The organism is Sinorhizobium glycinis, assembly GCF_001651865.1.
GTDB classification, from domain to species: domain Bacteria; phylum Pseudomonadota; class Alphaproteobacteria; order Rhizobiales; family Rhizobiaceae; genus Sinorhizobium; species Sinorhizobium glycinis.
In genome coordinates, this window is sequence record NZ_LPUX01000053.1 from 531,173 (window position 1) to 555,939 (window position 24,767).

Annotated in this window: 26 protein-coding genes; 12 read left to right on the forward strand and 14 right to left on the reverse strand. The window is 63.1% G+C overall.

What is annotated here, in order from left to right; all coding sequences use genetic code 11:
* Positions 1–108: 108 nt before the first annotated feature.
* The 3 genes from AU381_RS07455 to AU381_RS07465 form a co-directional block, all read right to left on the reverse strand.
* Positions 109–480: an endonuclease domain-containing protein gene (locus tag AU381_RS07455; RefSeq protein WP_064241112.1), complete on the reverse strand. Its 372-nt coding sequence runs from the start codon at positions 478–480 to the stop codon at positions 109–111.
* 86 nt (positions 481–566) lie between these two features.
* Entirely contained in the window at positions 567–1,373 is an 807-nt protein-coding gene (locus AU381_RS07460) for a DsbA family protein (RefSeq protein WP_064241113.1), read from the reverse strand.
* Positions 1,374–1,494: 121 nt separating this feature from the next.
* The gene (locus AU381_RS07465; RefSeq protein ID WP_064241114.1) at positions 1,495–2,001 is read right to left on the reverse strand and encodes a DUF721 domain-containing protein; all 507 of its coding nucleotides are present in this window, start codon (positions 1,999–2,001) and stop codon (positions 1,495–1,497) included.
* 351 nt (positions 2,002–2,352) lie between these two features.
* Between AU381_RS07465 and mutY the strand changes: the two genes are divergently transcribed.
* The 3 genes from mutY (at position 2,353) to AU381_RS07480 (ending at position 5,327) form a co-directional block, all read left to right on the forward strand.
* Positions 2,353–3,441: an A/G-specific adenine glycosylase gene (mutY, locus tag AU381_RS07470; RefSeq protein WP_064241115.1), complete on the forward strand. Its 1,089-nt coding sequence runs from the start codon at positions 2,353–2,355 to the stop codon at positions 3,439–3,441.
* A 56-nt stretch (positions 3,442–3,497) separates the two neighbouring features.
* Positions 3,498–4,166: an HAD family hydrolase gene (locus AU381_RS07475; RefSeq protein ID WP_064241116.1), complete on the forward strand. Its 669-nt coding sequence runs from the start codon at positions 3,498–3,500 to the stop codon at positions 4,164–4,166.
* 123 nt (positions 4,167–4,289) lie between these two features.
* Positions 4,290–5,327 carry a calcium-binding protein gene (locus AU381_RS07480; protein ID WP_064241117.1) on the forward strand — a complete coding sequence of 346 codons (1,038 nt, stop codon included), beginning with the start codon at positions 4,290–4,292 and terminating at the stop codon, positions 5,325–5,327.
* 285 nt (positions 5,328–5,612) lie between these two features.
* Here the strand turns inward: AU381_RS07480 and AU381_RS07490 are convergent, their stop codons facing one another.
* The 3 genes from AU381_RS07490 to AU381_RS07500 all read right to left on the reverse strand — a co-directional run bounded on the left by AU381_RS07490 (position 5,613) and on the right by AU381_RS07500 (position 7,543).
* On the reverse strand, positions 5,613–6,743 hold the full coding sequence (locus tag AU381_RS07490; RefSeq protein ID WP_064241119.1) for a site-specific DNA-methyltransferase: 1,131 nt from the start codon (positions 6,741–6,743) through the stop codon (positions 5,613–5,615).
* Positions 6,744–6,861: 118 nt separating this feature from the next.
* On the reverse strand, positions 6,862–7,218 hold the full coding sequence (locus AU381_RS07495; RefSeq protein ID WP_064241120.1) for an antibiotic biosynthesis monooxygenase family protein: 357 nt from the start codon (positions 7,216–7,218) through the stop codon (positions 6,862–6,864).
* Positions 7,219–7,222: 4 nt separating this feature from the next.
* Positions 7,223–7,543 carry an NIPSNAP family protein gene (locus AU381_RS07500; RefSeq protein WP_064241121.1) on the reverse strand — a complete coding sequence of 107 codons (321 nt, stop codon included), beginning with the start codon at positions 7,541–7,543 and terminating at the stop codon, positions 7,223–7,225.
* Positions 7,544–7,717: 174 nt separating this feature from the next.
* On the opposite strand from AU381_RS07500, the gene AU381_RS07505 reads away from it, so the two are divergent.
* A complete protein-coding gene (locus tag AU381_RS07505; protein WP_064241122.1) occupies positions 7,718–8,398 on the forward strand; it encodes a winged helix-turn-helix domain-containing protein in 681 nt (226 codons plus the stop codon).
* On the opposite strand, the gene AU381_RS07510 is transcribed toward AU381_RS07505, so the two are convergent.
* Together AU381_RS07510 and AU381_RS07515 are read right to left on the reverse strand one after the other, a co-directional pair.
* On the reverse strand, positions 8,393–8,821 hold the full coding sequence (locus AU381_RS07510) for a DUF1284 domain-containing protein (protein WP_064241123.1): 429 nt from the start codon (positions 8,819–8,821) through the stop codon (positions 8,393–8,395). The genes AU381_RS07505 and AU381_RS07510 overlap by 6 nt on opposite strands.
* A 54-nt stretch (positions 8,822–8,875) precedes the next feature.
* Positions 8,876–9,544 carry a GntR family transcriptional regulator gene (locus AU381_RS07515; protein ID WP_064241124.1) on the reverse strand — a complete coding sequence of 223 codons (669 nt, stop codon included), beginning with the start codon at positions 9,542–9,544 and terminating at the stop codon, positions 8,876–8,878.
* A gap of 170 nt (positions 9,545–9,714) precedes the next feature.
* On the opposite strand from AU381_RS07515, the gene AU381_RS07520 reads away from it, so the two are divergent.
* The gene (locus tag AU381_RS07520) at positions 9,715–10,410 is read left to right on the forward strand and encodes an HAD family hydrolase (protein ID WP_064241125.1); all 696 of its coding nucleotides are present in this window, start codon (positions 9,715–9,717) and stop codon (positions 10,408–10,410) included.
* Between the two features lie 221 nt (positions 10,411–10,631).
* Positions 10,632–11,738 carry an ABC transporter substrate-binding protein gene (locus AU381_RS07525; protein WP_064241126.1) on the forward strand — a complete coding sequence of 369 codons (1,107 nt, stop codon included), beginning with the start codon at positions 10,632–10,634 and terminating at the stop codon, positions 11,736–11,738.
* Between the two features lie 106 nt (positions 11,739–11,844).
* On the opposite strand, the gene AU381_RS07530 is transcribed toward AU381_RS07525, so the two are convergent.
* Positions 11,845–12,393 carry a hypothetical protein gene (locus AU381_RS07530; protein WP_064241849.1) on the reverse strand — a complete coding sequence of 183 codons (549 nt, stop codon included), beginning with the start codon at positions 12,391–12,393 and terminating at the stop codon, positions 11,845–11,847.
* 410 nt (positions 12,394–12,803) lie between these two features.
* Here AU381_RS07530 and thrC point away from each other — a divergent pair, with 410 nt between their 5' ends.
* From thrC to AU381_RS07550, 4 genes are all read left to right on the forward strand, one after another.
* On the forward strand, positions 12,804–14,210 hold the full coding sequence (gene thrC / locus AU381_RS07535; RefSeq protein WP_174552522.1) for a threonine synthase: 1,407 nt from the start codon (positions 12,804–12,806) through the stop codon (positions 14,208–14,210).
* 17 nt (positions 14,211–14,227) lie between these two features.
* Positions 14,228–15,529 (forward strand): M16 family metallopeptidase, encoded by a 1,302-nt coding sequence (locus AU381_RS07540; RefSeq protein WP_082909701.1) that lies wholly within the window; start codon positions 14,228–14,230, stop codon positions 15,527–15,529.
* Between the two features lie 364 nt (positions 15,530–15,893).
* On the forward strand, positions 15,894–16,505 hold the full coding sequence (locus AU381_RS07545) for a GNAT family N-acetyltransferase (RefSeq protein ID WP_064241127.1): 612 nt from the start codon (positions 15,894–15,896) through the stop codon (positions 16,503–16,505).
* Entirely contained in the window at positions 16,505–19,417 is a 2,913-nt protein-coding gene (locus AU381_RS07550) for an EAL domain-containing protein (protein ID WP_064241128.1), read from the forward strand. The genes AU381_RS07545 and AU381_RS07550 overlap by 1 nt, the downstream gene beginning before the upstream one ends.
* Before the next feature lie 24 nt (positions 19,418–19,441).
* On the opposite strand, the gene AU381_RS07555 is transcribed toward AU381_RS07550, so the two are convergent.
* A complete protein-coding gene (locus AU381_RS07555; RefSeq protein ID WP_064241129.1) occupies positions 19,442–20,047 on the reverse strand; it encodes a YqgE/AlgH family protein in 606 nt (201 codons plus the stop codon).
* Between the two features lie 248 nt (positions 20,048–20,295).
* On the opposite strand from AU381_RS07555, the gene AU381_RS07560 reads away from it, so the two are divergent.
* The gene (locus AU381_RS07560) at positions 20,296–21,138 is read left to right on the forward strand and encodes a protein-disulfide reductase DsbD domain-containing protein (RefSeq protein ID WP_064241130.1); all 843 of its coding nucleotides are present in this window, start codon (positions 20,296–20,298) and stop codon (positions 21,136–21,138) included.
* Positions 21,139–21,211: 73 nt separating this feature from the next.
* A complete protein-coding gene (locus tag AU381_RS07565; protein WP_064241131.1) occupies positions 21,212–21,697 on the forward strand; it encodes a peroxiredoxin in 486 nt (161 codons plus the stop codon).
* A gap of 184 nt (positions 21,698–21,881) precedes the next feature.
* Here the strand turns inward: AU381_RS07565 and rnhA are convergent, their stop codons facing one another.
* From rnhA to AU381_RS07585, 4 genes are all read right to left on the reverse strand, one after another.
* Positions 21,882–22,343, reverse strand: coding sequence for a ribonuclease HI (gene rnhA / locus AU381_RS07570; RefSeq protein ID WP_064241132.1), 462 nt, complete (start codon positions 22,341–22,343; stop codon positions 21,882–21,884).
* Entirely contained in the window at positions 22,340–23,320 is a 981-nt protein-coding gene (locus AU381_RS07575; RefSeq protein WP_064241133.1) for a homoserine kinase, read from the reverse strand. Before AU381_RS07575 ends, rnhA begins: the two co-directional genes overlap by 4 nt.
* Positions 23,321–23,381: 61 nt before the next feature.
* Positions 23,382–24,392 (reverse strand): 4-hydroxy-3-methylbut-2-enyl diphosphate reductase, encoded by a 1,011-nt coding sequence (ispH, locus tag AU381_RS07580; protein ID WP_064241134.1) that lies wholly within the window; start codon positions 24,390–24,392, stop codon positions 23,382–23,384.
* 3 nt (positions 24,393–24,395) lie between these two features.
* Positions 24,396–24,761, reverse strand: coding sequence for a DUF1304 domain-containing protein (locus AU381_RS07585; RefSeq protein WP_064241135.1), 366 nt, complete (start codon positions 24,759–24,761; stop codon positions 24,396–24,398).
* Between the last annotated feature and the right edge of the window lie 6 nt (positions 24,762–24,767).

Consider the following 24,767-nt stretch of genomic DNA (forward strand, 5'->3'; position numbering starts at 1 on the left):
TCGATCCAAGCGGGAGGTATTTGGTTGAGCGGGACATTGCCGCTTGCCGATCTCCCCCCTTGCGGGGGAGATGCCCGGCAGGGCAGAGGGGGGTGGGCCACGAGCTCATCACTCGAAAGTCCCCTTCCCGATTACCCGAACGATATGCTCGCACACATTGTCGATGTCGCGCAGCACGTCGTCGTTCCAGAAACGCAGGACAGTCCAGCCAGCCGCCTCCAGACGCAGAGTACGGTCCCTATCGTAATCGGCATCGTCTGGTCTCGCATGCTGCGAACCATCGACTTCGACGATCAGCCGATGTGCCGGGCAAGCAAAATCGACAATGTAACGCGCAATCGGAACCTGCCGGCGAAAAGCTAGGCCCATCAATCGATGCGCGCGCAACTCGTTCCAGAGCTTCAGCTCGGCGTCCGTCAGAGTTGCGCGCATGCGGCGAGCATTGGCACGAGCTTTTTGCGGGACATCAGCGTGAGGCATGCATCAACCTCTCCTGCTGCAAGCTCCCAACAAGAAAAACGGGCGCACGGCTGCCGCCGTCGCCCGCATTCCGAAAAAGCGAAGGATCAGAGCTTGCTGTCGATGAGGGCCGACAGAACGTCAACCGACATGTCCCCCGAATAGTGCTCGCCGTTCACGAAAAAGGTCGGCGTCGATTTCACCCCGAACTCGTTGGCGCCGCGCTGCATGACTGCGTTCACATCATCCAGAAGTTTTTGGTTCGTCAAGCAGGCCTCGAAGCTCTCCTGTGTAAAACCGGCGAGTTTCGACATCTGCAGCAGTGCATCGCGGCCGTTTTCCGCGGCGGCCCATTGTTCCTGCTGCTTGAACAGCATGGAGATCATCGGGAAATACTGTCCCTCCGGTGCGCATCGCGCCAGCATGAAGGCTGCCGCGGCGCGCGGGTCGAAGGGGAACTCGCGGACGATGAAGCGCACCTTGCCGCTATCGATGTATTTCGCCTTGATGGCGTCGAAGGTCTTGTTGTGGAAGTTGGCGCAGTGCGGGCAGGTCATCGACATGTATTCGACGATCGTCACCGGCGCATTCGCCTCCCCCAGTGCCATTTCCGGCAGCGCGCCGGGCTCCATCAGCTTCTGCACGTCGACACTGCCTTCCGACTGCGGCAGCTCGGCCTTGGCGGCCGGGGCGGAAGCCTGTGCGACCTCGGTGCCGGCCGGCTTTGCCTGGCTCGAAGCGGCCGGTTGCGCAGTGGAGGCGGTGGTCGTCGCATCCGCGCTCGCAGATGTTTCGGCCGGCGCCTTGGAAGCCTCCTTCATCTCATCGCTGCAGGCCGCGAGCACCAGGGATATCGCCGCGACGGCGACACCACTCAGCAGGCGGTTCGGAAGGCTTTTTTTCGAAGCGGACATGGACAGGACCTGTGTTCTACGAGGGGAGAATTGAAGTGTGATTTCGATAACTTGCTCAATGCGAGGCGACAAGGGGTGGCGCCTCAACTGAATTCAAACAATTGTGACCCCTTGATGATTGCTATTTTCGTCGCTGCGAGAACACGGCCGTGCCGAGCCGTTTCAGCGCCGTCTTCAGCGCCTGGCTCTCGATGCCCTCCACCAGGGTATCGAGCCGGCGGGCCCGTTCGCCGGTCAGCGGTCGCGGCCGGCGGTAGGGCTTGGGCGGAGCGGCGACCGGCTTCTGGACGATGCGCAGCTGGCCAATCGCATAAAAGCCGAAGAAGCCGTTGATGCGCTGGATCAGTTCGCCCTGCGCATGGGTGAGAAACAGTGCCCTCGCGCCTTCGCAGGCGACCGTCAGCACGCCGGGCTGGTGGCCGCCTTCGCCGCCGATCTCGGAGGCGCGGCGTGGCCAGGCGATCTTTTCCGGCCGCGTGCAATCGGCAAATTCGGCGCCGGCGATCTCGTCCCAGGAGCCGAGCAGCATCGTGCTGATGCCGGCCCGCTTGGCCAGCACCGGATCGATCAGGCCGTTCGCGACCTCGCTGATCTGGACGACGCCCTTGCGGGATTTCGCTTCACTCACCGGAACGCCTTTCTGTTCGCAACTTAGGGTCAGGACCTATTAAATTCATCCGTTCTGTTCAGGTCCATGGGATTGGATGGAAGAAAACAAGCGCAAGGCAAGACCCGGAGGTCTTGTCGAGCATTGTTTTCGATCAGGCGGCCCATGGACCTGAACCCGAAGGGCGGATTTCGCGCCTGACCGCGTCGGGAAGATTTGAAAATGTTTGGCATTTCCTGCATCTTCCCTCCTAGTCAGACACGAAAGCCGCCGCGCAGAACGGATGAATTTAATAGGTCCTGACCCTTGATCGAGCCTTGAAGCCCGAGCGGGTGTCGGCCAAGTATAGGCCGGAAAAGGACTCCCCGGCAAATGACGCTCAATACCCTGAAGGCGACCGAAGCCGCCACCCTTCTGCTCGACTGGTACGACCGCCACCACCGCGATCTGCCCTGGCGTGTCTCGCCGCCGATGGCGGCGCGCGGCGCCCTTGCCGACCCCTATCATGTCTGGCTCTCCGAAGTCATGCTGCAACAGACCACGGTGCAGGCGGTGAAGGCCTATTTCGACAAGTTTCTGACGCTGTGGCCGACGGTGGAAAATCTCGCCGCCGCCGAGACCGAAGACGTGATGAGGGCCTGGGCCGGGCTCGGCTACTACGCCCGGGCGCGCAACCTGAAGAAATGCGCAGAGGCGGTGGCGCGCGAGCATGGCGGCCGCTTCCCGGAAACCGAGGAAGGACTGAAGGCCCTTCCCGGCGTCGGCGACTATACGGCGGCCGCGATCGCGGCCATCGCCTTCAACCGCAAGAGCGCCGTGCTCGACGGCAATGTCGAGCGGGTGATTTCCCGCCTCCATGCGATCGAGACGCCGCTGCCCGCAGCCAAGCCTGAAATGCGACGGCTCGTCTCGGAACTGACGCCCTCCAACCGGCCGGGCGACTTCGCCCAGGCGATGATGGACCTCGGCGCGAAGATCTGCACGCCGAAGCGCCCCGCCTGCGCGCTCTGTCCCTTCGGCGGCAGCTGTCGCGCGCTCACGATCGCCGACCCCGAGACATTTCCCCGCAAGGCGGGAAGGAAGGAAAAGCCGCTGCGCCTCGGCGCCGCCTTCGTCGCGATCGATAGTTCCGACGCCGTCTATCTGCGCAAGCGGGCCGCTTCCGGACTCCTTGGCGGCATGACGGAAGTGCCAGGCACGGGCTGGACCGCACGTCGCGACGGCGACACCTCGATCGACGCGCAGCCCTTCGCCGCGGCCTGGGAGGCCTGCGGCACGATCACCCATGTCTTCACGCATTTCGAGCTGCACCTCTCGGTCTACCGGGCGAAAGTCGCGCAGGCCGTCGCGTGTGCCGAGGGCTGGTGGGAGCCGATCGCGTCGCTGAAGCGGCAGGCGCTGCCGACCGTCATGAAAAAAGCAATCGCGCAGGCTATACCGCACGCGTTCAAACCTGTGTAAAGCAAGTTCGTTACGCTCCGTGTCCCACTCTACGGATAACACTTCAGGAATTCCCAATGAGCATCGTCGACATCCGCCACATCGTATTCGACATCGGCAAGGTGCTGATCCACTACGACCCGCATATCCCCTACTCCCGGATCATCCCGGACGAGGCGGAACGCAGCTGGTTCTTCGCGAATGTCTGCACCCATGACTGGAACATCGAGCAGGACCGCGGCCGTTCCTGGGAAGAGGCCGAGGCGCTGTTGATCCAGGATCATCCGGAGCGGGAGGAGCAGATCCGCGCCTTCCGCCGCCACTGGCACGAAATGGTGCCGCATGCCTATCTGGAAACGGTCGAGCTGATGGAACGCCTGATTGCCGAAGGTCGTGACGTGACGATGCTGACCAATTTCGCTTCCGATACGTTTCGCGAGGCGCAGAAGCGCTTCCCCTTCCTCACGCTGCCGCGCGGCGTCACCGTTTCGGGCGATGTCGGGCTGATCAAGCCGGACATCGAAATCTACAGGACACACGCCCGAAGCTTCGGCCTGGAGCCCGCCGCGACGGTCTTCATCGACGACAGCCTGGCCAATGTCGAAGGCGCCCGGGCCGCCGGCTGGCATGCCATCCATTTCACCGATGCACAGAGGCTGAGGGCCGATCTGGCGGCCTATGGCGTGCAACCCCTGGCTGGTCTTCATGGCATGGCCACGGCGGAGGCTTCCGTGGCCCAGCCGTAGGCTTCCGCCACGGAAAGGCCCCGGCCAATTCACGAAAACGCCGCAATCGGTTCACCCACCATTCAGCTTCATTGCTCCATGATCCGCGTTAGATTTCAACGCCTTCACTAGAAAGGTCGAGCAATGGTCACGCGCATCTACGGTACGAACTACGCCGATATCCTCAAGCAGAACAGCTATATCGAGGTCGAAATCTACGGGTATGACGGTGACGACGACATCTACCTGAACAGGACCGACAGCTACGGCGGATACAACTATGTCGATGCTGGCTACGGCCACGACCTGGTGGTGAACTCCTACGAAGGCGGCAACGATATTTACATGGGTGCCGGCAACGATATCTATGTCGCCGACATCCGGGCCCGCGACACCAGCTCCTACGACGTCGTCTATGGCGGCAGCGGCAACGACCGCTTCGAGATCGACGGCTATGCCAGCGACTATTACGGCGAGAGCGGCAACGACACCTTCCTCTCGGCCGGCTTCAACAACTACTTCAACGGCGGCACCGGCATCGACGCGATCAGCTATCAGTTCCAGGACGACTGGAGCTCGGAGCGCGGCAAGGGTGTCACGATCGACCTCGGCTATAAATACGCCACCACCGGCAGCGGCCGGCGCGAGGACCTGATCAGCATCGAGAACGCCACGGGCACGAACTACGGCCATGACGACATCACCGGCAGCTCTGTTGCCAACACGCTGCGCGGCCTCGGTGGCCACGACATTCTCGAGGGCCTCGCCGGCGACGATTTCCTCGACGGCGGCAGCGGCGACGACGACCTCTACGGCGGCTCCGGCGCCGATATTCTGCGCGGCGGCACGGGCTTCGACTACCTGGTCGGCGGGACCGGCACCGACAGCTTCGATTTCAATTCGATCGGCGAATCGGTGGTCGGCACCAGGCGCGACGTGATCAGCGACTTCCACCGTTCGGAATTTGACGTGATCGACCTGTCGACGATCGACGCCGACACGACCTGGAGCGGCAACCAGCAATTCACCTTCATCGGCGGCAGCGCCTTTTCGGGAGACGCCGGCCAGCTGAACTTCCGCTCCGGCATCCTGTCCGGCGACGTCAACGGCGACGGCTATGCCGACTTCCAGATCAAGGTGAACGGCGTCACCAGCCTGCGGGTCGACGATTTCTTCCTTTGATTGTAGCCGACGCGTGTGCGATTGCCCCTCTCCTCGGGTTTAACCCGAGGACTAGCCCTCTTACCGCAGGCGGGAGAGGGGACGAGGCGGCGCGGCATGCCCCTTCTCCCCGCCTGCGGGGAGAAGGTGGCCGGCAGGCCGGATGAGGGGCAAATCCTCGCGGCACATCATATACAAACGCCCGGAATCCTCCTCGGATTCCGGGCGTTTAAAGCTCTCCGACCGGGACTGAAGGCACAAAACCGGAAGGAGCGCTTTTCGAAGGACCTGAGCGGAACTGGTTGATCAGTTCAGTTTTGCCAGGTCATTTCGAATGACGGATCTGAGTTCGTCGATGGGCTTCAGGGTGTTCCCCTCTTCGAAATGCCAGAACGTCCATCCGTTGCAGGCATCGAGGCCCTGCACCTTGGCGCCGAGGCGGTGGATCGAACCGGCCTCGCCGCCGGAGGCAAGCGTACCGTCGGCGCGCACGATCGCGCTGTAGCGGCGCTTGGCGTCGGTCAGAACCGTGCCCGGCTTGATCAGCCCGCTCTCGACAAGCGTATTGAAGGCGACGCGCGGTTCTGCCTTCTTGCCGGTCATGACCGAGAGCGTCGCCTTGCCGAGCGGCTCGACAGCGGCGATGCGTTCGGCGGCAGCATCGATATAATCCTGCTCGCGCTCGATGCCGACGAAATGGCGGCCGAGGCGCTTGGCGACGGCGCCTGTGGTGCCGGAGCCGAAGAACGGGTCGAGCACAACGTCGCCAGGCTTGGTCGAGGCCATCAGGATCCGGGCAAGCAGAGCTTCCGGCTTCTGGGTCGGATGCACCTTCTTGCCGTCATCGCCCTTCAGCCGCTCGGACCCGGAGCAGATCGGGAACAGCCAGTCGGAACGCATCTGCACGTCGTCGTTCGCGGCCTTCATTGCTTCGTAATTAAAGGTGTAGCCCTTGGCCTTGGCATTCGGCGTCGCCCAGATCAGGGTCTCATGGGCGTTCTGGAAGCGGCGGCCCTTGAAGTTCGGCATCGGATTGGTCTTGCGCCAGATGATGTCGTTCAGGATCCAGAAATGCAGGTCCTGCAGGATCGCGCCGACCCGGAAGATATTGTGGTAGGAGCCGATCACCCATAGCGTCCCGGTCGGTTTCAGCACGCGGCGGCAGGCAAGCAGCCAGGCGCGGGTGAAGGCATCATAGGCCTCGAAGGAAGCGAACTGATCCCATTCGTCGTCAACGGCATCGACCAGCGACTGGTCGGGCCGGTGCAGCATGCCGCCGAGCTGCAGGTTGTAAGGCGGGTCGGCGAAGACGACGTCGACCGAATTGTCGGGAAGCGCGTTCAGCGCGGCCACGCAATCGCCCTTGATGATGCTGTCCAGCCAGCTCAACGGACGGGCGGTGCGGGAGATTTCGGCAAGCGAAACAACTGAAGACATGGGCAACTCGCAAATACGCTTACTCGGGACTGACTATAGCACTTATGGTTACCGAAGATGGTTACCAAAGCCTGAAGGCCGTCCGGGAAAATTTGCGGCGCTGCCCACGCCTCTTCGTTCAAGCCGCGTTCCCCTCATGCCATTGCCGGCTGTCCTCCGGCGCCTCGTGGCGCTCATTGAGGCCATAGTCGCGGACGACCGCGGCGATCCTCAACCGATAGTCGGCAAAGACGCCGGCCCTCCCCGCCGCCTGCGCCGCGCGATGCTCGGCGCCGTTTCGCCAGGCCTTCACCGCCTCTTCATCCCTCCAGAAGGAGAGCGACAGCAGCTTGTTCGGATCGGCAAGGCTCTGGAACCGCTCGATCGAGATGAAGCCGTCGATATCGTCCAGAAGCGGTCGCAGGTCGGCGGCAAGGCCGAGATAGGTGTCGCGCTTCTCCTCGGCGGGCAGGACCTCGAAAATCACTGCGATCATCGCGTCATTCCTTTCCATGCGGCAGCGAGACGTTCTTCAGGAAGATGCGATCCTCCTTGAGGATGAAGCGCTCACGCCGGGCGAACTCGTAATTCTCGCGACCGAGCGGATCGGCGGCAAGACGCGCCCGGTAGGCCTCGTAGGCGGCGAGGCTTTCGATGTTGTACGCGCCGTAGGCGGTGGTCGCCGAGCCTTCGTGCGGACCGAAATAGCCGATGAGATCGGCGCCGCAGCGTGGGATGGCCTCGCCCCAGTTGCGGGCATAGGTGGCGAAATCATCCTTTCGGAACGGGTCGATCTCGTAGCGGATGAAGCAGGTGAGCATGGTTTTCTCCTTCTTGATGACTACAGCGCCGCGCGTCTTTTCAGACGCGCAAAGGTCGCTGTAGCACTTTGATTTGCTGCATGTTTTTATCCTTAAATCGGCTACGATTTAAGGAAACATGCAGTAGCATCATGCCCGCTTGTCGCGCCCGGATGCTTCGACTACGATCGAAGCATGAAGGAAGGTCCTGACATTGCCCTCATCGGATCGCTGATCGGCGATCCGGCGCGCGCCAACATGCTGACCGCGCTGATGGGCGGCCAGGCGCTGACGCCGACCGAGCTTGCCGCTCATGCCGGCATCACGCTACAGACCGCAAGCTCGCATCTTGCCAAGCTCGAGGCCGGTGGATTGCTGACGCAGCGCAAGCAGGGACGGCATCGCTACTACGCCTTGGCGGAAGACGAGGTCGGGCTGATGCTCGAAAGCCTCATGGGTTTCGCGGCGAGCCGCGGTCTGACGCGGCATCGGCCGGGGCCGAAGGACCCGGCGCTGCGCAAGGCGCGCGTCTGCTACAATCATCTCGCCGGCGATTATGGCGTGCGCCTGCTGGACAGCCTGATCGCCGCCCGTCAGATCGAAGTAACCGGAGAGGACCTCGCTTTGACCGATGCAGGCCGGGATCGGATCGAGGCGCTCGGCATCGACTATCCCGCGCTTCAAAAATCCCGCCGGCCGATCTGCCGAACCTGCCTTGACTGGAGTGAACGCCGTTCGCATCTCGCCGGCTCGCTCGGCGAGGCGCTGCTCAGGCTTTTCATCGACAAGGGCTGGGCCAAGCGGGAGCAGAACAGCCGCGCCATCCGCTTCACGGATAGGGGCGAAAAAGCCTTCCTGGAGCTCTTTCCGCTATAACCGCTTGGCCTTGACGAGCGCGTCGGCGAAGCCGTCGCGCGCGATCCGTGTGCAAAACTGCGCCCATTCGCATTCCTCGCAGGCAGCGCGGACCGAGCCTGCAGCGAACGCGGCACGCAAGCGCTCCAAGCGCTCGCTGTCTAGACGAAGTATCGAGCCGGGTGTGAGCGACAGGCCAAGCAAGTCGGCGACGGCGGCCAGGGCCTTCTCGTCGCGATCAAGGGTGCTGTCGTTCCGGCAATGGGCCTCGGGCACATCCAGCATAGGAGCGCAGATATCGTCCGGTCCTTCGACGATTTCGATCGCCTCACCGGACGATATGCGGCCGGCGATCCTAAGATAGTTGCGGGTGAACGCGGGGGTGTAGCCCTCGCCGACGAAGGTCAGCAGGCACAGGAGATGATGGCCGCGCAAGCGAACCATGGAATGTCGCACCTCGAACCGATATCCAAACTCGCAGTCTACGGCAGGTCGGGGCTATCCGACGATAGAAAAGGCTTCACGGACTTCCCCGCCTGCGGTCTTGACCGGCGTCTTGCCGATCCAGCCGACATGGCGCTCGAGGATCGAGGCAGCCTCCTCGCCCCTGCCCTGGCGCAGGGCCGCGAGTATGGCGCGGTGGTCGTGATCGGTGCGCGCCTCCCAGCTGGAGCGCCAGGCGGAGAAGAGGAAACGGGCGCTTGCCGCATGAAGGTCGTCGATCGCGGCAAGCAGCCGCGGCATGGCGCAGGGCTCGAGGATCAGGCGGTGAAAAGCGCGGTTTGCCGCCTCCCAGCTGCGCACGTCGCGGGATCTGTCCGCCGCGGCGGTGGCCGCCTCGGCGCGATCGAGAATGACCGGCGCCAGGTGGGGTATGGCATGCCGGAGCGCCAGCACCTCCAGCGCCGCGCGCATCTCGGCCACCTCGCGCACCTCCTTGAGATCGAAGGAAGCGACACGCACGCCGCGGCGCGGCTCGCTGACGGCAAGCCCTTGCGCCTCCAGGCGTCGGAAGGCCTCGCGCACGGGCACATGGCTGGCGCCGAACTCCTCGGCAACATGGTCCTGACGCAACCGCTCGCCCGGAGATAGCGTCCCGGAGATGATCCTCTCGGCGAGCGCCCGGCTGATCCGGCTTGCAATCGTGTCGTCGCGTTCGTTTGTCATGCGCTACAGATAGAGGCGCAGCCGGGGCCTGTCGAGCAAGGCACAACTTCCGCAGGGCGATTTCCAAAGGTTGAGCTTTGATCCGCCATCATATAAATCTGCCGGAACCCTATTTCCGCGCCGCATTCAGCCTCCTCCCCTGCCGGCGGCGCCTCTCCCAAGGATGCAAAATGACCGGTTTCGACCTCATCATCTTCGATTGCGACGGCGTTCTCGTCGATTCGGAAATCATCGCCTCGGAAGTCGAGGCCGCACTTCTGACCGAGGCCGGTTACCCGATCAGCGTCGAAGAGATGAGCGAGCGCTTTGCCGGCATGACCTGGCGCGACACCCTGCTGGCAATCGAGAAGGAAGCCAGTATCCCGCTTTCCGCCTCATTGATCGACCGCGTCGACACCATCCTCGACAAACGGCTCGCCCGCGACGTCAAGATCATCGACGGCGTCAAACCCATGCTGTTGCAGCTGACGCTGCCGCACTGCATCTGCTCGAACTCGACCTCCGCACGGCTGGCGACGATGCTCGGGAAGGTCGGTATCAAGGATCATTTCGGCAAACACATCTATTCGGCGCGTGATCTGGGCCCCGACCGGGTCAAGCCGAAACCGGATATCTTCCTGCATGGTGCCGTCCAGTTGGGCGCCGATCCGGCACGCGTTCTCGTCATCGAGGATTCGGTGCATGGCGTCCATGGGGCCCGCGCCGCCGGCATGCGCGTCGTCGGCTTCACGGGCGGCGCGCACACCTATCCGGCGCATGCCGACAAGCTGACGGAGGCCGGCGCCGAGACCGTCATCTCGCGGATGGCCGCTCTGCCGGGCGTCATTGCCGCGCTTGCCGAATGGGCCGAGTCCCTGACGGCCTGATCCTCACCGATCACCTGCCCCATCGCGTTTTGCTCCGGCGATCGCCAGCGCCAAGAGCGTTCGAACGACCGTGAACGCCAGTCAAAGATTCGGCGCGCGAAACGACGGGCATGCCGCGTCGAAGACGTATGGCGTTCTCCAAAAATCAGCGACTTTTCGGACGGCTCGCGCGGGCTATATCAAGACTATCATCGAAGCCAATTTTCAAAGGAGGAAGCACCATGCGCCTTTCACTATGGACCGGAATGACCCTGGCTGCCGGTGTCGCCTTCGCGCCCCTCGCCCATGCCGACATCACGCTCGGCGTGATCACGCCGCTCACCGGCCCGGTCGCGGCCTTTGGCGAGCAGGTGAAGAACGGTGCCGAAGCAGCCGTCGAAGCCATCAACAACGCCGGCGGCATCAAGGGCGAGAAGATCGTCATCAAGATCGTCGACGATGCCGGTGAGCCCAAGCAATCCGTCTCCGTCTCGAACCAGCTTGCCGGCGAAGGGGTGCGCTATGTCGTCGGGCCGGTGCTCTCCGGCACCGCCATGCCGGCATCCGACGTGCTCGCCGAGAACGGCATCCTGATGGTCACGCCGACGGCGACCACGCCGGACCTGACCACACGGGGGCTGTGGAACGTGCTGCGGACCTGCGGCCGCGACGACCAGCAGGCCGTCGTCGCCGCCGATTATGTCGTCAAGAACCTCAAGGACAAGCGCATCGCCGTGCTGCACGACAAGGGTGCCTATGGCAAGGGCCTTGCCGACGGCTTCAAGGCGGCAATCAATTCAGGCGGCATCACGGAAGTCGTTTACGAAGGCTTGAACCCCGGCGAGAAGGACTTCAGCGCCATCGTCACACGCCTCAAGGCCGAGAATGTCGACGTCGTCTATTTCGGCGGCTATCACGCCGAGGCCGGCCTGATGATCCGCCAGATGCGCGACCAGGGCGTCAATGCGCAGCTGATCGGCGGCGACGGCCTTTCCAATACCGAGTTCTGGGCGATCGGCGGAAACGCTGCCGAGGGGACGATCTACACGAATGCCAGCGACGCGACCCGCCACCCGGCCGCAGCCCCGGTGATCGAGGCCCTGAATGCCAAGAATATTCCCGCCGAAGCCTTCACGCTCAATGCCTACGCCGCCGTTCAGGTCATCAAGGCTGGCATCGAGAAGGCGGGCTCCGCCGAGGACGCGACAGCCGTTGCGACTGCGATCAAATCCGGCGAGGCGATCGACACCGCCATCGGCAAGCTGACCTACGGCGAAGCCGGCGACCTCACCTCTCCGAGCTTCTCGCTCTACAAGTGGGAAGCCGGCAAGAGCGTCGCGGCGGAGTGAGCGAGCGTCAACGGAAAATGCAGCGCCGGGGCTGTGCTCCGGCGTTGCGCATCAAGCGTGGGATGAGCAGAAACCTGCGATTTGATTTCGCAGGGCCCCGAACCGGCTACTGCTTCGCCTTCTGCGGTCCCTCGTCGAAGCCGATGAAGATCTTGGCGTCCGATCCGGCGCCGGCCGGGAGCGTGACATCCGCCTTGGTGAAGACGAATTGCGTGTTCGTGCTGCCCGGCGGGACCTCGACCGGATATTGCGTCAGTTCGGAATAGAGCGTCTTTTCTCCGTCGGTCGCCGCCACGCGGATCGGCATGGTCAGCTTGCCCGGACCGCCGGCGGGGCCGGCCACGACGCGGCCCTGGGCGACGACCGTCACGGTCAGGGAGTCTGCGCTCTGCACGCATTGCCGCGTGGTATCGGCAAGGGACGCCTGGTAGACGACCTTGGTCGGGTCGTCCTTGCCGCCCTTCGCATAGGTGCGATAGGAGGCGGTGCCGTCTCTCAGCGTCACCGGCGGGCAGGCCGCCTGGATCACGGCCGGCGTCGGCGCGTTCGCATTGCCGCCCGCTTCGATGGAGCCGCCGTCTTGCGTCTTGTTACAGCCGGCGACGACCAAAAGGATAGACATTGCGAGAAGATGGCGAGACACATTGCCAGACACGTTGCACAACCCCTACTGAACTGGTGAAACTTCCAGATCACGGCAGTTGTGGCCTGAGAGGCCGAAGCTGTCGCGATCCCTTCCACGGCCGGAGCAGGAACCCATGCGCAACCCCCTCCTCCTCCAGACCGACACTCGATGAAGGCCTTTCTTGGCCACCGGGCATCGTCTATAGCAGCGGCAAAACGAAAAATCGACCGGTCGGCCGTTGTCAGCCCCAAATTCCGAAGAGGCTCGGAAATTTGCCATGGTGACAAGAATGTCCGCGCGATATTCGGCGAGCTGGAACAAATAGGTGGCTGGGCGGCGGCTCTCCCTTAAAGGATATGCAACGCCGGCGTGATAGCGCGGTGAGGGTGCGGATCGTCCGCCCACCTGCCTGCTGTAACTTTGAGATGCGGTAACGAAGGATGAAGAAGGTGAAGTATATTTCGACGCGCGGGGAAGCGGCGCCCCTCGGTTTCTGCGACGCTCTCCTGGCGGGACTTGCTCGTGACGGTGGCCTGTACCTGCCGAAGGAATGGCCGACCTTTCCGAAAAAGGAAATCCGGGCGTTGCGCGGCAAGTCCTATCAGGAAGTCGCCTTCGCCGTTCTCGAACCGTTCACGAACGGCGAAATCCCGGCGGCGAAATTCCGCGAGATGATCGACGAGGCCTATGCCACTTTCCGCCATCCGGCCATCGCGCCCCTCGTCCAGACCGGCCCCAACTCCTTCGTCATGGAACTCTTCCACGGTTCGACATTGGCCTTCAAGGACGTCGCCATGCAATTGCTGGCCCGCCTCATGGACCATGTGCTCGCCGAGCGCAGCGAACGGGCGACGATCGTCGGGGCAACCTCGGGCGATACGGGGGGTGCTGCGATCGACGCCTTTGCAGGCCGCGAACGGACCGACATCTTCATCCTGTTCCCCCACGGCAAGGTTTCGCCGGTGCAGCAGAGGCAGATGACGACCGCCAGTGCGGCGAACGTCCATGCGATCGCCATCAAGGGCAATTTCGACGACTGCCAGAATCTCGTCAAAGCCATGTTCAACGACACGGCTTTCCGTGACCGCGTGAAGCTCTCGGGCGTCAACTCGATCAACTGGGCGCGCATCATGGCGCAGATCGTCTATTATTTCACGACGGCGATCGCGCTCGGCGGCCCGGACCGGAAGATCTCCTTCACCGTGCCGACCGGCAACTTCGGCGACATTTTCGCCGGCTATGTCGCCAAGCGTATGGGCCTGCCGATCGACAAGCTGGTCATCGCCACCAACGAAAACGACATTCTGGCGCGCACGCTGAAGACCGGCCGCTACGAGATGCGCGAGGTCAAGGCGACAACCTCACCCTCGATGGATATCCAGATCTCATCCAACTTCGAGCGGCTCCTGTTCGAAGCCTTTGGGCGCGAGGCGGCAGGGGTGCGCGCCGCAATGGCAAGCCTGAAGCAATCCGGTTCCTTCGCGATCGATGAGGGCGCACTAAAAAAAATCCGCAAGGAATTCCGCGCCGGCCGCGCCTCGGAGAAGCAGGTGGCGGCGACGATCCGGAAGACCTTCGAGAAGACGGGCTATCTGCTTGATCCGCATACGGCAATCGGCGTCTCAGTCGCCGCCAAGCACGAGAAATCGTCGGCGCCGATGGTGACGCTCGGGACCGCCCACCCCGCGAAATTTCCGGACGCGGTAAAATCGGCAAGTGGTATTGACCCCGCGCTTCCGACGTGGCTTGCTGATCTCATGACCAGGGCGGAGCGTTTCGATATCCTGGATGCGGAGCTGAAAAGCGTCGAAACCTTCATCGGCGAGCGTACCCGCGTTCGGGACTAGAAGAACGAAAGAAACGGATGATGAAAGTTGAGTGCACCCGGCTCCCTTCCGGGCTGACGGTGGTAACCGAGCGAATGCCGCATCTGGAAAGCGTGGCGCTCGGGGTCTGGATCAAGTCCGGTTCGCGCAACGAGACCGTGGATGAACACGGAATTGCGCATCTGCTGGAGCACATGGCTTTCAAGGGGACGAGGCGGCGCAGCGCCCGCCAGATCGCTGAAGAGATCGAAAACGTCGGCGGCGAGGTGAACGCCGCCACCTCCACCGAGACGACCTCCTACTACGCCCGGGTGCTCAAGGACCACGTGCCGCTGGCGATCGACATTCTTGCGGACATCCTCACGGAATCCACTTTCGACGAGGAAGAGCTCAGGCGCGAGAAGCACGTCATCCTGCAGGAGATCGGCGCGGCCGACGACACGCCGGATGATGTCGTCTTCGACCGCTTCGCCGAGACCGCCTATCGCGACCAGACCGTCGGGCGCCCCATCCTCGGCACGCCCGAAACGGTGATGTCGTTCACACCGGACCAGATCCGCCAATATCTCGGCCGCAACTATACGACCGACAGAATGTTCATCGTTGCCGCCGGCGCCGTCGACCACGATACGATCGTGCGTCAGGTGCAGGAGCGCTTTTCCGCCCTGCCCGTCGCGCCGCTGTCGCCTCCGGTCCTCGATACGGCGCAGTACACCGGCGGCGACAGCCGCGAGAGCCGGGACCTGATGGACGCGCAGGTGCTGCTCGGCTTCGAAGGGAAGGCCTATCACGCCCGGGACTTTTACTGCTCGCAGATCCTTGCCAACATCCTCGGCGGCGGCATGTCCTCGCGCCTCTTCCAGGAAGTGCGCGAACGTCGCGGCCTCTGTTATTCGGTCTACGCCTTCCATTGGGGCTTTTCCGACACCGGCATCTTCGGCATCCACGCCGCAACGGGCGGCGAGAACCTGCCCGAACTTATGCCGGTGATCATCGAGGAGTTGCGCAAGTCCTCGACGAGCATCGACCAGCAGGAGATCGAGCGTGCCCGTGCGCAGATCCGGGCGCAACTGCTGATGGGGCAGGAAAGCCCGGCGGCACGCGCCGGCCAGATCGCCCGCCAGATGATGCTCTATGGCCGTCCCATTCCCAATGAGGAACTGATGGAACGGCTGTCCGGCATCACGATAGAGCGGCTGACCGACCTTGCCGGTCGGCTCTTCTTCGATACGGTCCCGACCCTTTCGGCCATCGGCCCCCTCGATCAGCTCGCCCCGATGAGCGACATTCTGTCGTCTCTCAACACCAAGCCCGCCGCCGTCCAAGCCCTCGCCGGTTAGCGGCACATCCTACTGCATGTTTCCTTAAATCGTAGCCGATTTAAGGAAAAAACATGCAGCGATTCAAAGTGCTACAGCGTCCTTTGTGCGTCTGATAAGACGCACGGCGCTGTAGTTCGCGGGATCGCGTGCCGAGCCCCCGCGAGAACCGTGTTTTTCTTGCACAATCTTAAAATCGGATTCGATTTAGGCGCTGACTTGTGCAACGCTTCGCAATGAGACAGCGCCTTCGAGATCCTTGGGAATGATGGCGTGTTCCGGGCTGCCATTCGGCCCGGCTGCGTAAGTTGACCTGAGCGGGATGGGAAAGAGCATTAAGCCGATCTCCACCCGCCGGCATGCGAATATGGGCCCGGAGGCGTATATGGCACGATCGGTTTTTCGGTTCCTGTCGCGGCAGCCCGAATCGGTCGAGATCGCCAACAAGGATTACATTCTCCGCCTCCCCCGCTACGCCGACTACCGGCAGTGGTACCAATTGCGCAGCGAAAGCCGCGCCTTCCTGGAACCTTGGGAGCCGACCTGGCGGACCGACGAGATGACCGAGGGAGCGTTTCGCAGCCGCGTCATCCGCAACGAACAGGAATATGCCTCCGGCCAGGCGGTGCCGCTGTTCCTGTTCCGCCGATCCGACGAGACCCTGCTTGGCGGCCTGACGATCGGCCATATTCGTCGGGGCGCGGCGCAGAACTGCATGATAGGCTACTGGATGGGGCAGAAATTCGCCGGTCGGGGGCACATGCACGAGGGGCTGCGGCTGACGATCCCCTATATCTTTTCGACCCTCGAGTTGCACCGTATCGAAGCAGCCTGTATTCCAGAAAACACACGGAGCATTCGGCTCCTTGAAAAGGCCGGCTTTGAGCGCGAAGGCTACTTGAGACAGTACTTGAAGATAAACGGCCAGTGGCGCGATCACTTGATGTTTTCGCTTCTGTCCGCGGATGCCGTACCGAACAGGAATATGCCCCTTTGATGCCCCTGACCCGCAAGCCGTTCGCATGGCCAGCCGCAAGGCTGGCGGCGTTTCTGGTCGCATTCGCCGTTTTCATCTTCGGCGTCGCGGGCGGCCTCGCCCATGCGCTCGAGCCCGTGAAGATCTCGCGCGAGGACACCGCGCTCGACCTGACCGCCACGACGGAAATCTACTCGGGCCGCGGCGAGGCTTTCCAGGTGTCCACCGCCCCCGGAACGGACGGCATCGTGCGGCGCATCGAAGTCAGATCGAGCACGGAGCATCACCAGGGCGACTGGGCCGTCTTCGCGCTTGCCAATGTTTCCGAAGAGCAGCTCGAGCGGGTGATCGTCGCGCCGCATTTCCGGCTGGTCAATTCGAAACTGTTCTGGCCGGATCTCGGCTCGCAACGCATCCTGTCGATCACGCCGAGCGAAGGTTTCGCCCTCGACCGGCAGCCGAGCGACGAGGCAGATGTGTTCCGCATCACGCTCAACCCCGGCGCCGTCATCACCTTCGTCGCCGAGCTTGCGACGCCGGAGCTGCCGCAGATCTATCTCTGGCAGCCGGACGCCTACAAGGACACGGTCAACGCCTTTACGCTCTATCGCGGCATCGTGCTGGGGATCGCCGGGCTGCTCGCAGTGTTCCTGACCATTCTCTTCGTCGTCAAAGGCACCTCGATGCTGCCGGCAACGGCGGCGCTCGCCTGGGCCGTTCTGGCCTATATCTGCGTCGACTTCGGCTTTCTCTCGAAGCTGATCAGCGTAACGGCGGATGACGAGCGCATATGGCGAGCCGGAACGGAGGTCTTCCTGGCGGCCGGCCTGGTGATCTTCCTTTTCACCTATCTGAACCTCAACCGTTGGCACCAGCATCTCGGCTATGCGACGCTCGCCTGGATTCTCGGTCTCGGCCTGCTCTTCGGGGTCGCCGTCTATGACCCGGCCATTGCCTCCGGCATCGCCCGCCTCTCCTTCGCGCTGACCGCGACCGCCGGTATCGCGCTGATCGCCTATCTCGGCTTCAACCGTTACGACCGCGCCATCCTCCTCGTTCCGGCCTGGCTCCTGATCCTCGTCTGGCTGTTCGGCGCGTGGCTCGCGGTTACCGGCCAGCTCGCCAATGATATCGTCCAGCCGGCGCTTGGCGGCGGCCTCGTGCTGATCGTCCTGCTAATCGGCTTCACGGTCATGCAGCACGCCTTCGCCGGCGGCGCCTACCAGCAGGGCCTCTTCTCGGACCTCGAGCGGCAGGCGCTGGCGCTGACCGGTTCGGGAGACACCGTCTGGGACTGGGACGTCGCGCGCGACCGGGTCGTCACGATCCCGGATATTTCGCACCAGCTCGGCCTCTCGCTCGGCACGATGAGCGGACCGGTCCGCAATTGGGTGCCGCGGCTGCATCCGGATGACCGCGACCGTTTCCGGGCAACGCTGGATGTGCTTCTCGAACACAGGCGCGGCCGGTTGAACCATGAGTTTCGTGCGCGCGCCGAGGACGGCCATTATCACTGGCTGTCGATCCGGGCCCGGCCGGTACTGGGCGCCAATGGCGAGATCATCCGCTGCGTCGGCACCATCGTCGACATCACCGAACAGCGCAATTCGGTCGAGCGGCTCCTGCAGAACGCGCTCCTCGACAACCTCACCGGCCTGCCGAACCGCCAGGTTTTCCTCGACCGCCTGCAGGCGATCCTGTTGATGTCCGACGGCGCCGCGGCGACGCGGCCGACGGTTCTCGCCATGGACATCGACCGCTACAAGCAGGTCAACGACCTGCTCGGGATTGCCGCCGGCGACAACATTCTGATCGCGCTGACGCGGCGGCTGCGCCGGCTCCTGCGCCCGCAGGACACGCTCGCCCGCCTCGGCGGCGACCAGTTCGGGCTGATCCTCATGTCCGAACGCGACCCGGCGAAGATCGCCGATTTCGCCGATGCGGTCAGCAAGGCGATCATGGTACCGCTCAACTACGGCAACCGCGAAATCAACCTCACCGCTTCGATCGGCCTCGTATCCTGGCTCGATCAGGAGCAGAGCGCCGCAAGCCTGCTCGACGATGCCGAGCTTGCAATGTTCCGCGCCAAGAAGGAGGGCGGCAACCGCGTCGAACCCTTCCGGCCAGCCTTCCGGACATCCGGATCGGATCGCCTTCAGCTCGAAGCGGATCTGAAGCGGGCGATCGAACGCAAGGAGCTGTCGCTCGTCTACCAGCCGATCGTGCGTCTCAGCGACGCCGAGGTCGCCGGTTTCGAGGCGCTGATGCGTTGGGACCATCCGAAGCGCGGCAATATTTCGCCGACCGAATTCATCCCGATCGCCGAAAATTCCGACATCATCAACCAGCTCGGCATGTTCGCCTTCGACCGGGCGACGAGCGACCTTTCCGAATGGCAGATCCAGACCGGCGATCTGCCGATCTTCGTCTCGATCAACCTGTCGAGCGCGCAGCTCCTGAACAGCGGCCTTTATGACGACGTCCGCGCCATCCTCAACAAGAACCGCTGCGACCCGGCCAAGGTGAAGATGGAGCTAACCGAATCGCTGGTGATGGAAAATCCGGAACAGGCCCGTCTCGTTCTCGAAAAGCTCAGGGAAGCGGGACTGCGGCTCGCGCTCGACGATTTCGGCACCGGCCATTCCTCGCTTTCCTATCTGACCCGTTTCCCCTTCGACACGATCAAGATCGACAAAGCGCTAGTGCGCGATCCGAGCGACAAGCGCGGCGTTGTGCTGCGATCGGTGATCGCCATGGCGCGCGAACTCGACATGCGGGTCGTCGCCGAAGGCATCGAGTCGGAGGAGGATGCGATCCAGCTCGCGCAGATGGGCTGCGACTACGGCCAGAGCTTCCTGTTCGGACCACCCGTCGGGTCGGAATCGATCCTGCGGCTCCTTAAGGAGCGGTTTCCGCTCATGAAGAGGGCGTAAGGGCGGAAAGCGGCAGGATGCCTGTCAGGCGTGGCCGGCGTCAGAGGAGAGCATAGCCGAAGAAATGCCCATCATCGCAAGCGCTCGATCGTATTTCTCGTCGAGGTCACGGCTGAAGATCAGCTCCTCGCGCGCCGGGCACGTCAACCAGCCGTTGCTGGAGATTTCGTTTTCGAGCTGCCCCGGTCCCCAGCCGGCATAGCCGAGCAGCATCGTGGCCTTGATTGGTCCCTCGCCGCGCGAAATCGCCTTGACGATGTCGAGCGTCGCCGTCAGGCAGATATCGTCGCTGACCGGGATGCTCGAATCGCTCAGGTAATCGTCCGAATGCAGCACGAAGCCACGGCCGGTTTCGACGGGCCCGCCGGCCTGGATCTGGAATTCACGGGCCGCCGAAGGCAGCCGGATCGCTTCGTCCGGGTCAAGCAGCTGAAGGTGCAGGAGCACGTCGGGAAAGGTCAGCCGCTGAGGCCGGTTCAACACGAAGCCCATCGCGCCGTCTTCCGAATGAGCGCAGACGAAGATGACCGTGCGGGCAAAATTGGCATCGAACATGCTGGGCATGGCGATCAGGAACTGACCGTCAAGGAAACCACGTTCGCGTATCTTCTGCTGCACGCTTGTTGCCATAATGAAGATAGCCTACCAATTCGGCACGAAATGAAAAGCGCCTCTACGTGGCGCGGGCCGAAATTTGCACGCACGACGCTCTTTCGCGTTGATTTCGAGCCCCAACGATCAAGAAGCTAATCGAAACGCAAGTTAGAGCCCGGAAACGGGCGGAACCACATCATCCAACATGGGCCGATCAAGCAGATATGATCGCGAGCCTCTCGCGGCGGCTGGAGACTGATGCCGAAACGCGCTAGTGCTAGGTGATGACCAGACGCCGAACCAGGAAGAAGATGGCTCAGCACCTCGCGAAGGCAAGTCTTCTCGTCGCTATTTTTCTGCCGGTCCAGGCCCAGGCGGCCGCCAGCGCATGGGTAACCTCTCCCGGCGGCGCAATCCGCATCGTCGCCTCCCAGCCCAGACCGGATGGCTCCATTCCCGCCATTCTCGAGATCAAGCTCGAGCCCGGCTGGAAGACCTACTGGCGCGACCCGGGCGCGAGCGGAATACCGCCGCAGGTCACGCTCGATCCGGCCGGCGGCATCGCCCTGGAGGCGATCCGCTTTCCCGCACCGAAGACCTTTGGCGAGGGACCGGGGCGCTATGCGGGTTACGACAGTTCGGTCGCCTTCCCGCTGGTACTGAAACGGGTGAGCGACGAAAAGGATCTGGCGGTCCGCGCTTCCGTGTTCCTCGGCGTTTGCGAGGACATCTGTATCCCGGTTCAGGGGACGCTCGATCTGGCGCTGAAAAGCGGCGATTTCGACAATCCGCTGGACAGCGCCCGCATTGAGAAGGCCGTCGCAGCGCTTCCGGAGCCGCCATCGGGTGACTTCAGGATTGCGAAGGCGGTCTTCGACGCGGCTGCCGGCACCATTCACCTCGATCTCCGGCTTCCGCAAGGTGCGGGAAAGCCGGAGATCTTCCTCGCCGGCCCCGCGGGGGTCTCCTTCGGACCATCGGTCGTCGGAGACCTGACCGGCGCAGATCGCCGTGTGGACATTCCGGTTAAGCTCGCCGGCAAGGACCGGACGATTGCCGGAAAACCAATTGCTCTCACCGTGCGCGCCGGCGATCGCAGCATGGAAACCACGCTTGCCTTTGACTGACGCGCTCCTATAGTCGCTCGCAGGCTCGGCAACCCCATTGCCGAACCGCGAAGTGAAATCGAGGAGAGACCCCGTGACCATTGCTGTCGGAGACAAGCTGCCCAACGCAACCTTCAAGGAAAAGACCGCCGACGGCCCGGTCGAGGTAACCACCGACCAGCTCTTCAAGGGCAAGCGCGTCGTTCTTTTCGCCGTGCCTGGAGCGTTCACCCCGACCTGCTCGCTCAATCATCTTCCCGGCTATCTCGAAAATCGCGACGCGATCCTCGCCCGCGGCGTCGACGATATCGCCGTGGTCGCCGTCAACGACCTGCATGTGATGGGTGCCTGGGCAACGGCGTCGGGCGGCATGGGCAAGATCCATTTTCTGTCCGACTGGAACGCTGCCTTCACCAAGGCGCTCGGCCTCGATATCGATCTCTCGGCCGGCACGCTCGGCATCCGCTCGAAGCGCTATTCGATGCTGGTCGAGGATGGCGTCGTCAAGGCGCTGAATGTCGAGGACGCGCCCGGTCAGGCGACGGTTTCCGGCGCGGCGGCGATGTTGGAGCAGCTCTGAGTTATAGCGCATCGCGCCGTCTCGGCCCCTCATCCGCCTGCCGGCACCTTCTCCCCGCAAGCGGGGCGAAGGGACACGCGGCGCCGCTGCAAGTCCCCTCTCCCCGCTTGCGGGGAGAGGGTTAGGGTGAGGGGCAATCGCCCAACAATCCTGTATTCGCAAAAGTGATCCTGGCCGTGCGGCGCTACTTCACCGCATCCGTCGGGCGCACCTTCTTGAACGGCTCCATGCCCTTGCGTGCCAGTTCATCGGCGCGCTCGTTCTCCGGATGGCCGGCGTGCCCCTTGACCCAGTGCCAGGTCACCTGATGGCGGCCCCTCGCCTCGTCGAGCGCCTGCCAGAGCTCGCCATTCTTCACCGGCTTCCTGTCCCCCGTCTTCCAACCGTTGCGTTTCCAGCCGTGAATCCATTTCGAGATGCCGTCCATGACATATTTGCTGTCAGTGTGCAGATCGACCTCGCAGGGCTGCTTCAGCGCGTTCAAGGCCGAGATTGCGGCCATCAGTTCCATGCGGTTGTTGGTGGTATCCGCCTCGCCGCCGAACATCTCCTTCTCCACCTCGCCGTAGCGCAGCACCGCACCCCAGCCGCCGGGCCCAGGATTTCCCGAGCAGGCCCCGTCGGTAAAGATGTCGACGTGCTTCATTGCCAAGCCTCTTGGCGTCTCAGGCCGTATTCGACGCTCGAGGTGACGGCACGATGGAAGCGGAGCTTCGTCAGATATTCGAGCGGGTCCTTCTTGACCACCAGCGCGCCGGCCGGCGTCATCAGCCAGTCGTAGAGGCGCGTCAGGAAGAAGCGCAGCGCCGAGCCGCGCGCCAGCAGCGGCAGCGTCGCGACCTCGTCCGCCGTCAGCTGTCGCACGCTTTCGTAGCCCGAAAGCAAGGCCATGCCTTTGGTGATGTTGTAGGAGCCGTTCTTCTCGAAGCACCAGGAGTTCAGGCAGACAGCAATGTCGTAGGCGAGGAAATCGTTGCAGGCGAAGTAGAAGTCGATGAGCCCTGAAAGGCGGTCGCCGAGAAAGAAGACGTTGTCCGGGAAGAGATCGGCATGGATCACGCCGGCCGGCAGGCTCCTCGGCCAATGCTCTTCGAGATAGGCGAGTTCCGCCGCGATCTCCTCCTTCAGTCCGTCTTGCACCTCGTCGGCGCGGGCCTCGGAATTCCGCCAGAGCGGCCGCCAGCCACCGACGGAGAGCGCGTTGGCCCGCTTCAAGGGAAAACCTTCGGCCGCTTCGTGCATCGACGCGAGCGCCCTGCCTACCTCGCGGCAATGCTGCGCCTCGGGCTTCCTCAGCCACATGCCTTCGAGGAAGGAGATAACGGCCGCCGGCCGGCCGGACAGCGTGCCGAGGAGCGCGCCATCGGCGCGCGGCAGAGGAAGCGGGCAGGAAAGCCCCCTTTCCGCGAGATGGTGCATCAGCCCCAGGAAGAACGGCAGGTCATCGGCATTCACGCGCTTTTCGTAAAGCGTGAGGATGTAGGAGCCCTTGGTCGTATGGAGAAGGAAGTTCGAGTTCTCCACCCCTTCGGCGATGCCCTTGTAGGAGGTCAGCGCCCCCACGTCATAGGCGGCCAGAAAGCGGGTCAACTCGTCTTCCGTGATATCGGTGTAAACTGCCAAGGCGTGCTACTTTCCGGAAAAGGATTCCAAGGGGTGGAGCGGAACGCTTTATCGTCGCGCCCTATTCTCCGTTGACGAAGGCCATATCGGCGACGGTCAATTCGACATGGCGGAGCTCGCGGTTGACCAGGAAATTCTCGTTCTCCTCGACCGTGTCGGCGAGCTCGACGGCCGCGTGATAGCGTTCGCGGAACGCCTCGATGATCTCGTTGACGATTACTTCCGGCGCCGACGCGCCGGCCGACAGCCCGACCGTGGCGATCTCGCCGAGGCCATCCCAGTCGATCTCCGAGGCGCGCTGCACGAGGACGGCATGCTTCGCCCCGGCCCGCAATGCCACTTCGACGAGCCGCTTGGAATTCGACGAGTTGGGGGCACCGACGACCAGGAACAGGTCGCAGCCGGGGGCCGCCTGCTTGACCGCCTCCTGCCGGTTGGTCGTGGCGTAGCAGATGGAATCGGCCGCCGGCGCCGTCAGGTTGGGGAAACGCTCATGCAAGCGCTTGATGACCCCCGCGGTGTCGTCGACGGACAGCGTCGTCTGCGTCACGAAGCCGAGATTGTCCGGGTCCGGCGGCACATAGGCATCGGCATCCTCCACCGTCTCGATGAGGGAGACCGCCCCCTCCGGCAATTGCCCCATCGTGCCGATGACCTCGGGATGCCCGGCATGGCCGATCAACACCACATGGCGGCCCAGCCGGTGGTGGCGCATCGCCTGCTTGTGCACTTTCGAGACCAGCGGACAGGTCGCGTCGAGATAGAAGAGATTGCGTTGATCGGCATCGGCGGGCACCGACTTCGGCACGCCATGGGCGGAGAAGACGACCGGCTGCTTGCGATGCTCCGGCGGGATTTCGTCGAGCTCCTCGACGAAGATTGCCCCTTTCGCTTCCAGCCCCTCGACGACATAGCGGTTGTGTACGATCTCGTGGCGGACATAGACCGGAGCACCGAATTCCTTGAGCGCGAGCACGACGATCTGGATGGCCCTGTCGACGCCGGCGCAGAAGCCGCGCGGCCCGCACAGACGTATGGTGATCGGGGATTTTGCTGCCGTGGATGAGGCCATTGATCAGGACGCCAGTAGTACGAACAGGAGCGCGAGCATTGCCGGGCCGCCCTGCACGAGGAGAATGCGGGGCTTGACCGACCATGCGCCATATATAGCCGCAACGATCACGCACACAAGAAAGAACACCTTCAGCTGCAGGGCAAAGGGTGGCTCGGGCTGGAGCAGCGACCATAGCAAACCCGCGGCCAGGAACCCGTTATAGAGCCCCTGATTGGCCGCGAGCACCCGCGTCGTCTCGGCCCGCTCCGCCGTCATCCGGAAGACCGCCCTGCCTTGGGGCTTCGTCCAAAGAAACATTTCGAGCACGAGAAAGTCGACGTGCAGCAAAGCGGTAAGCGCGATCAGGATGGCGGCGAGAATACCCATTCGTTC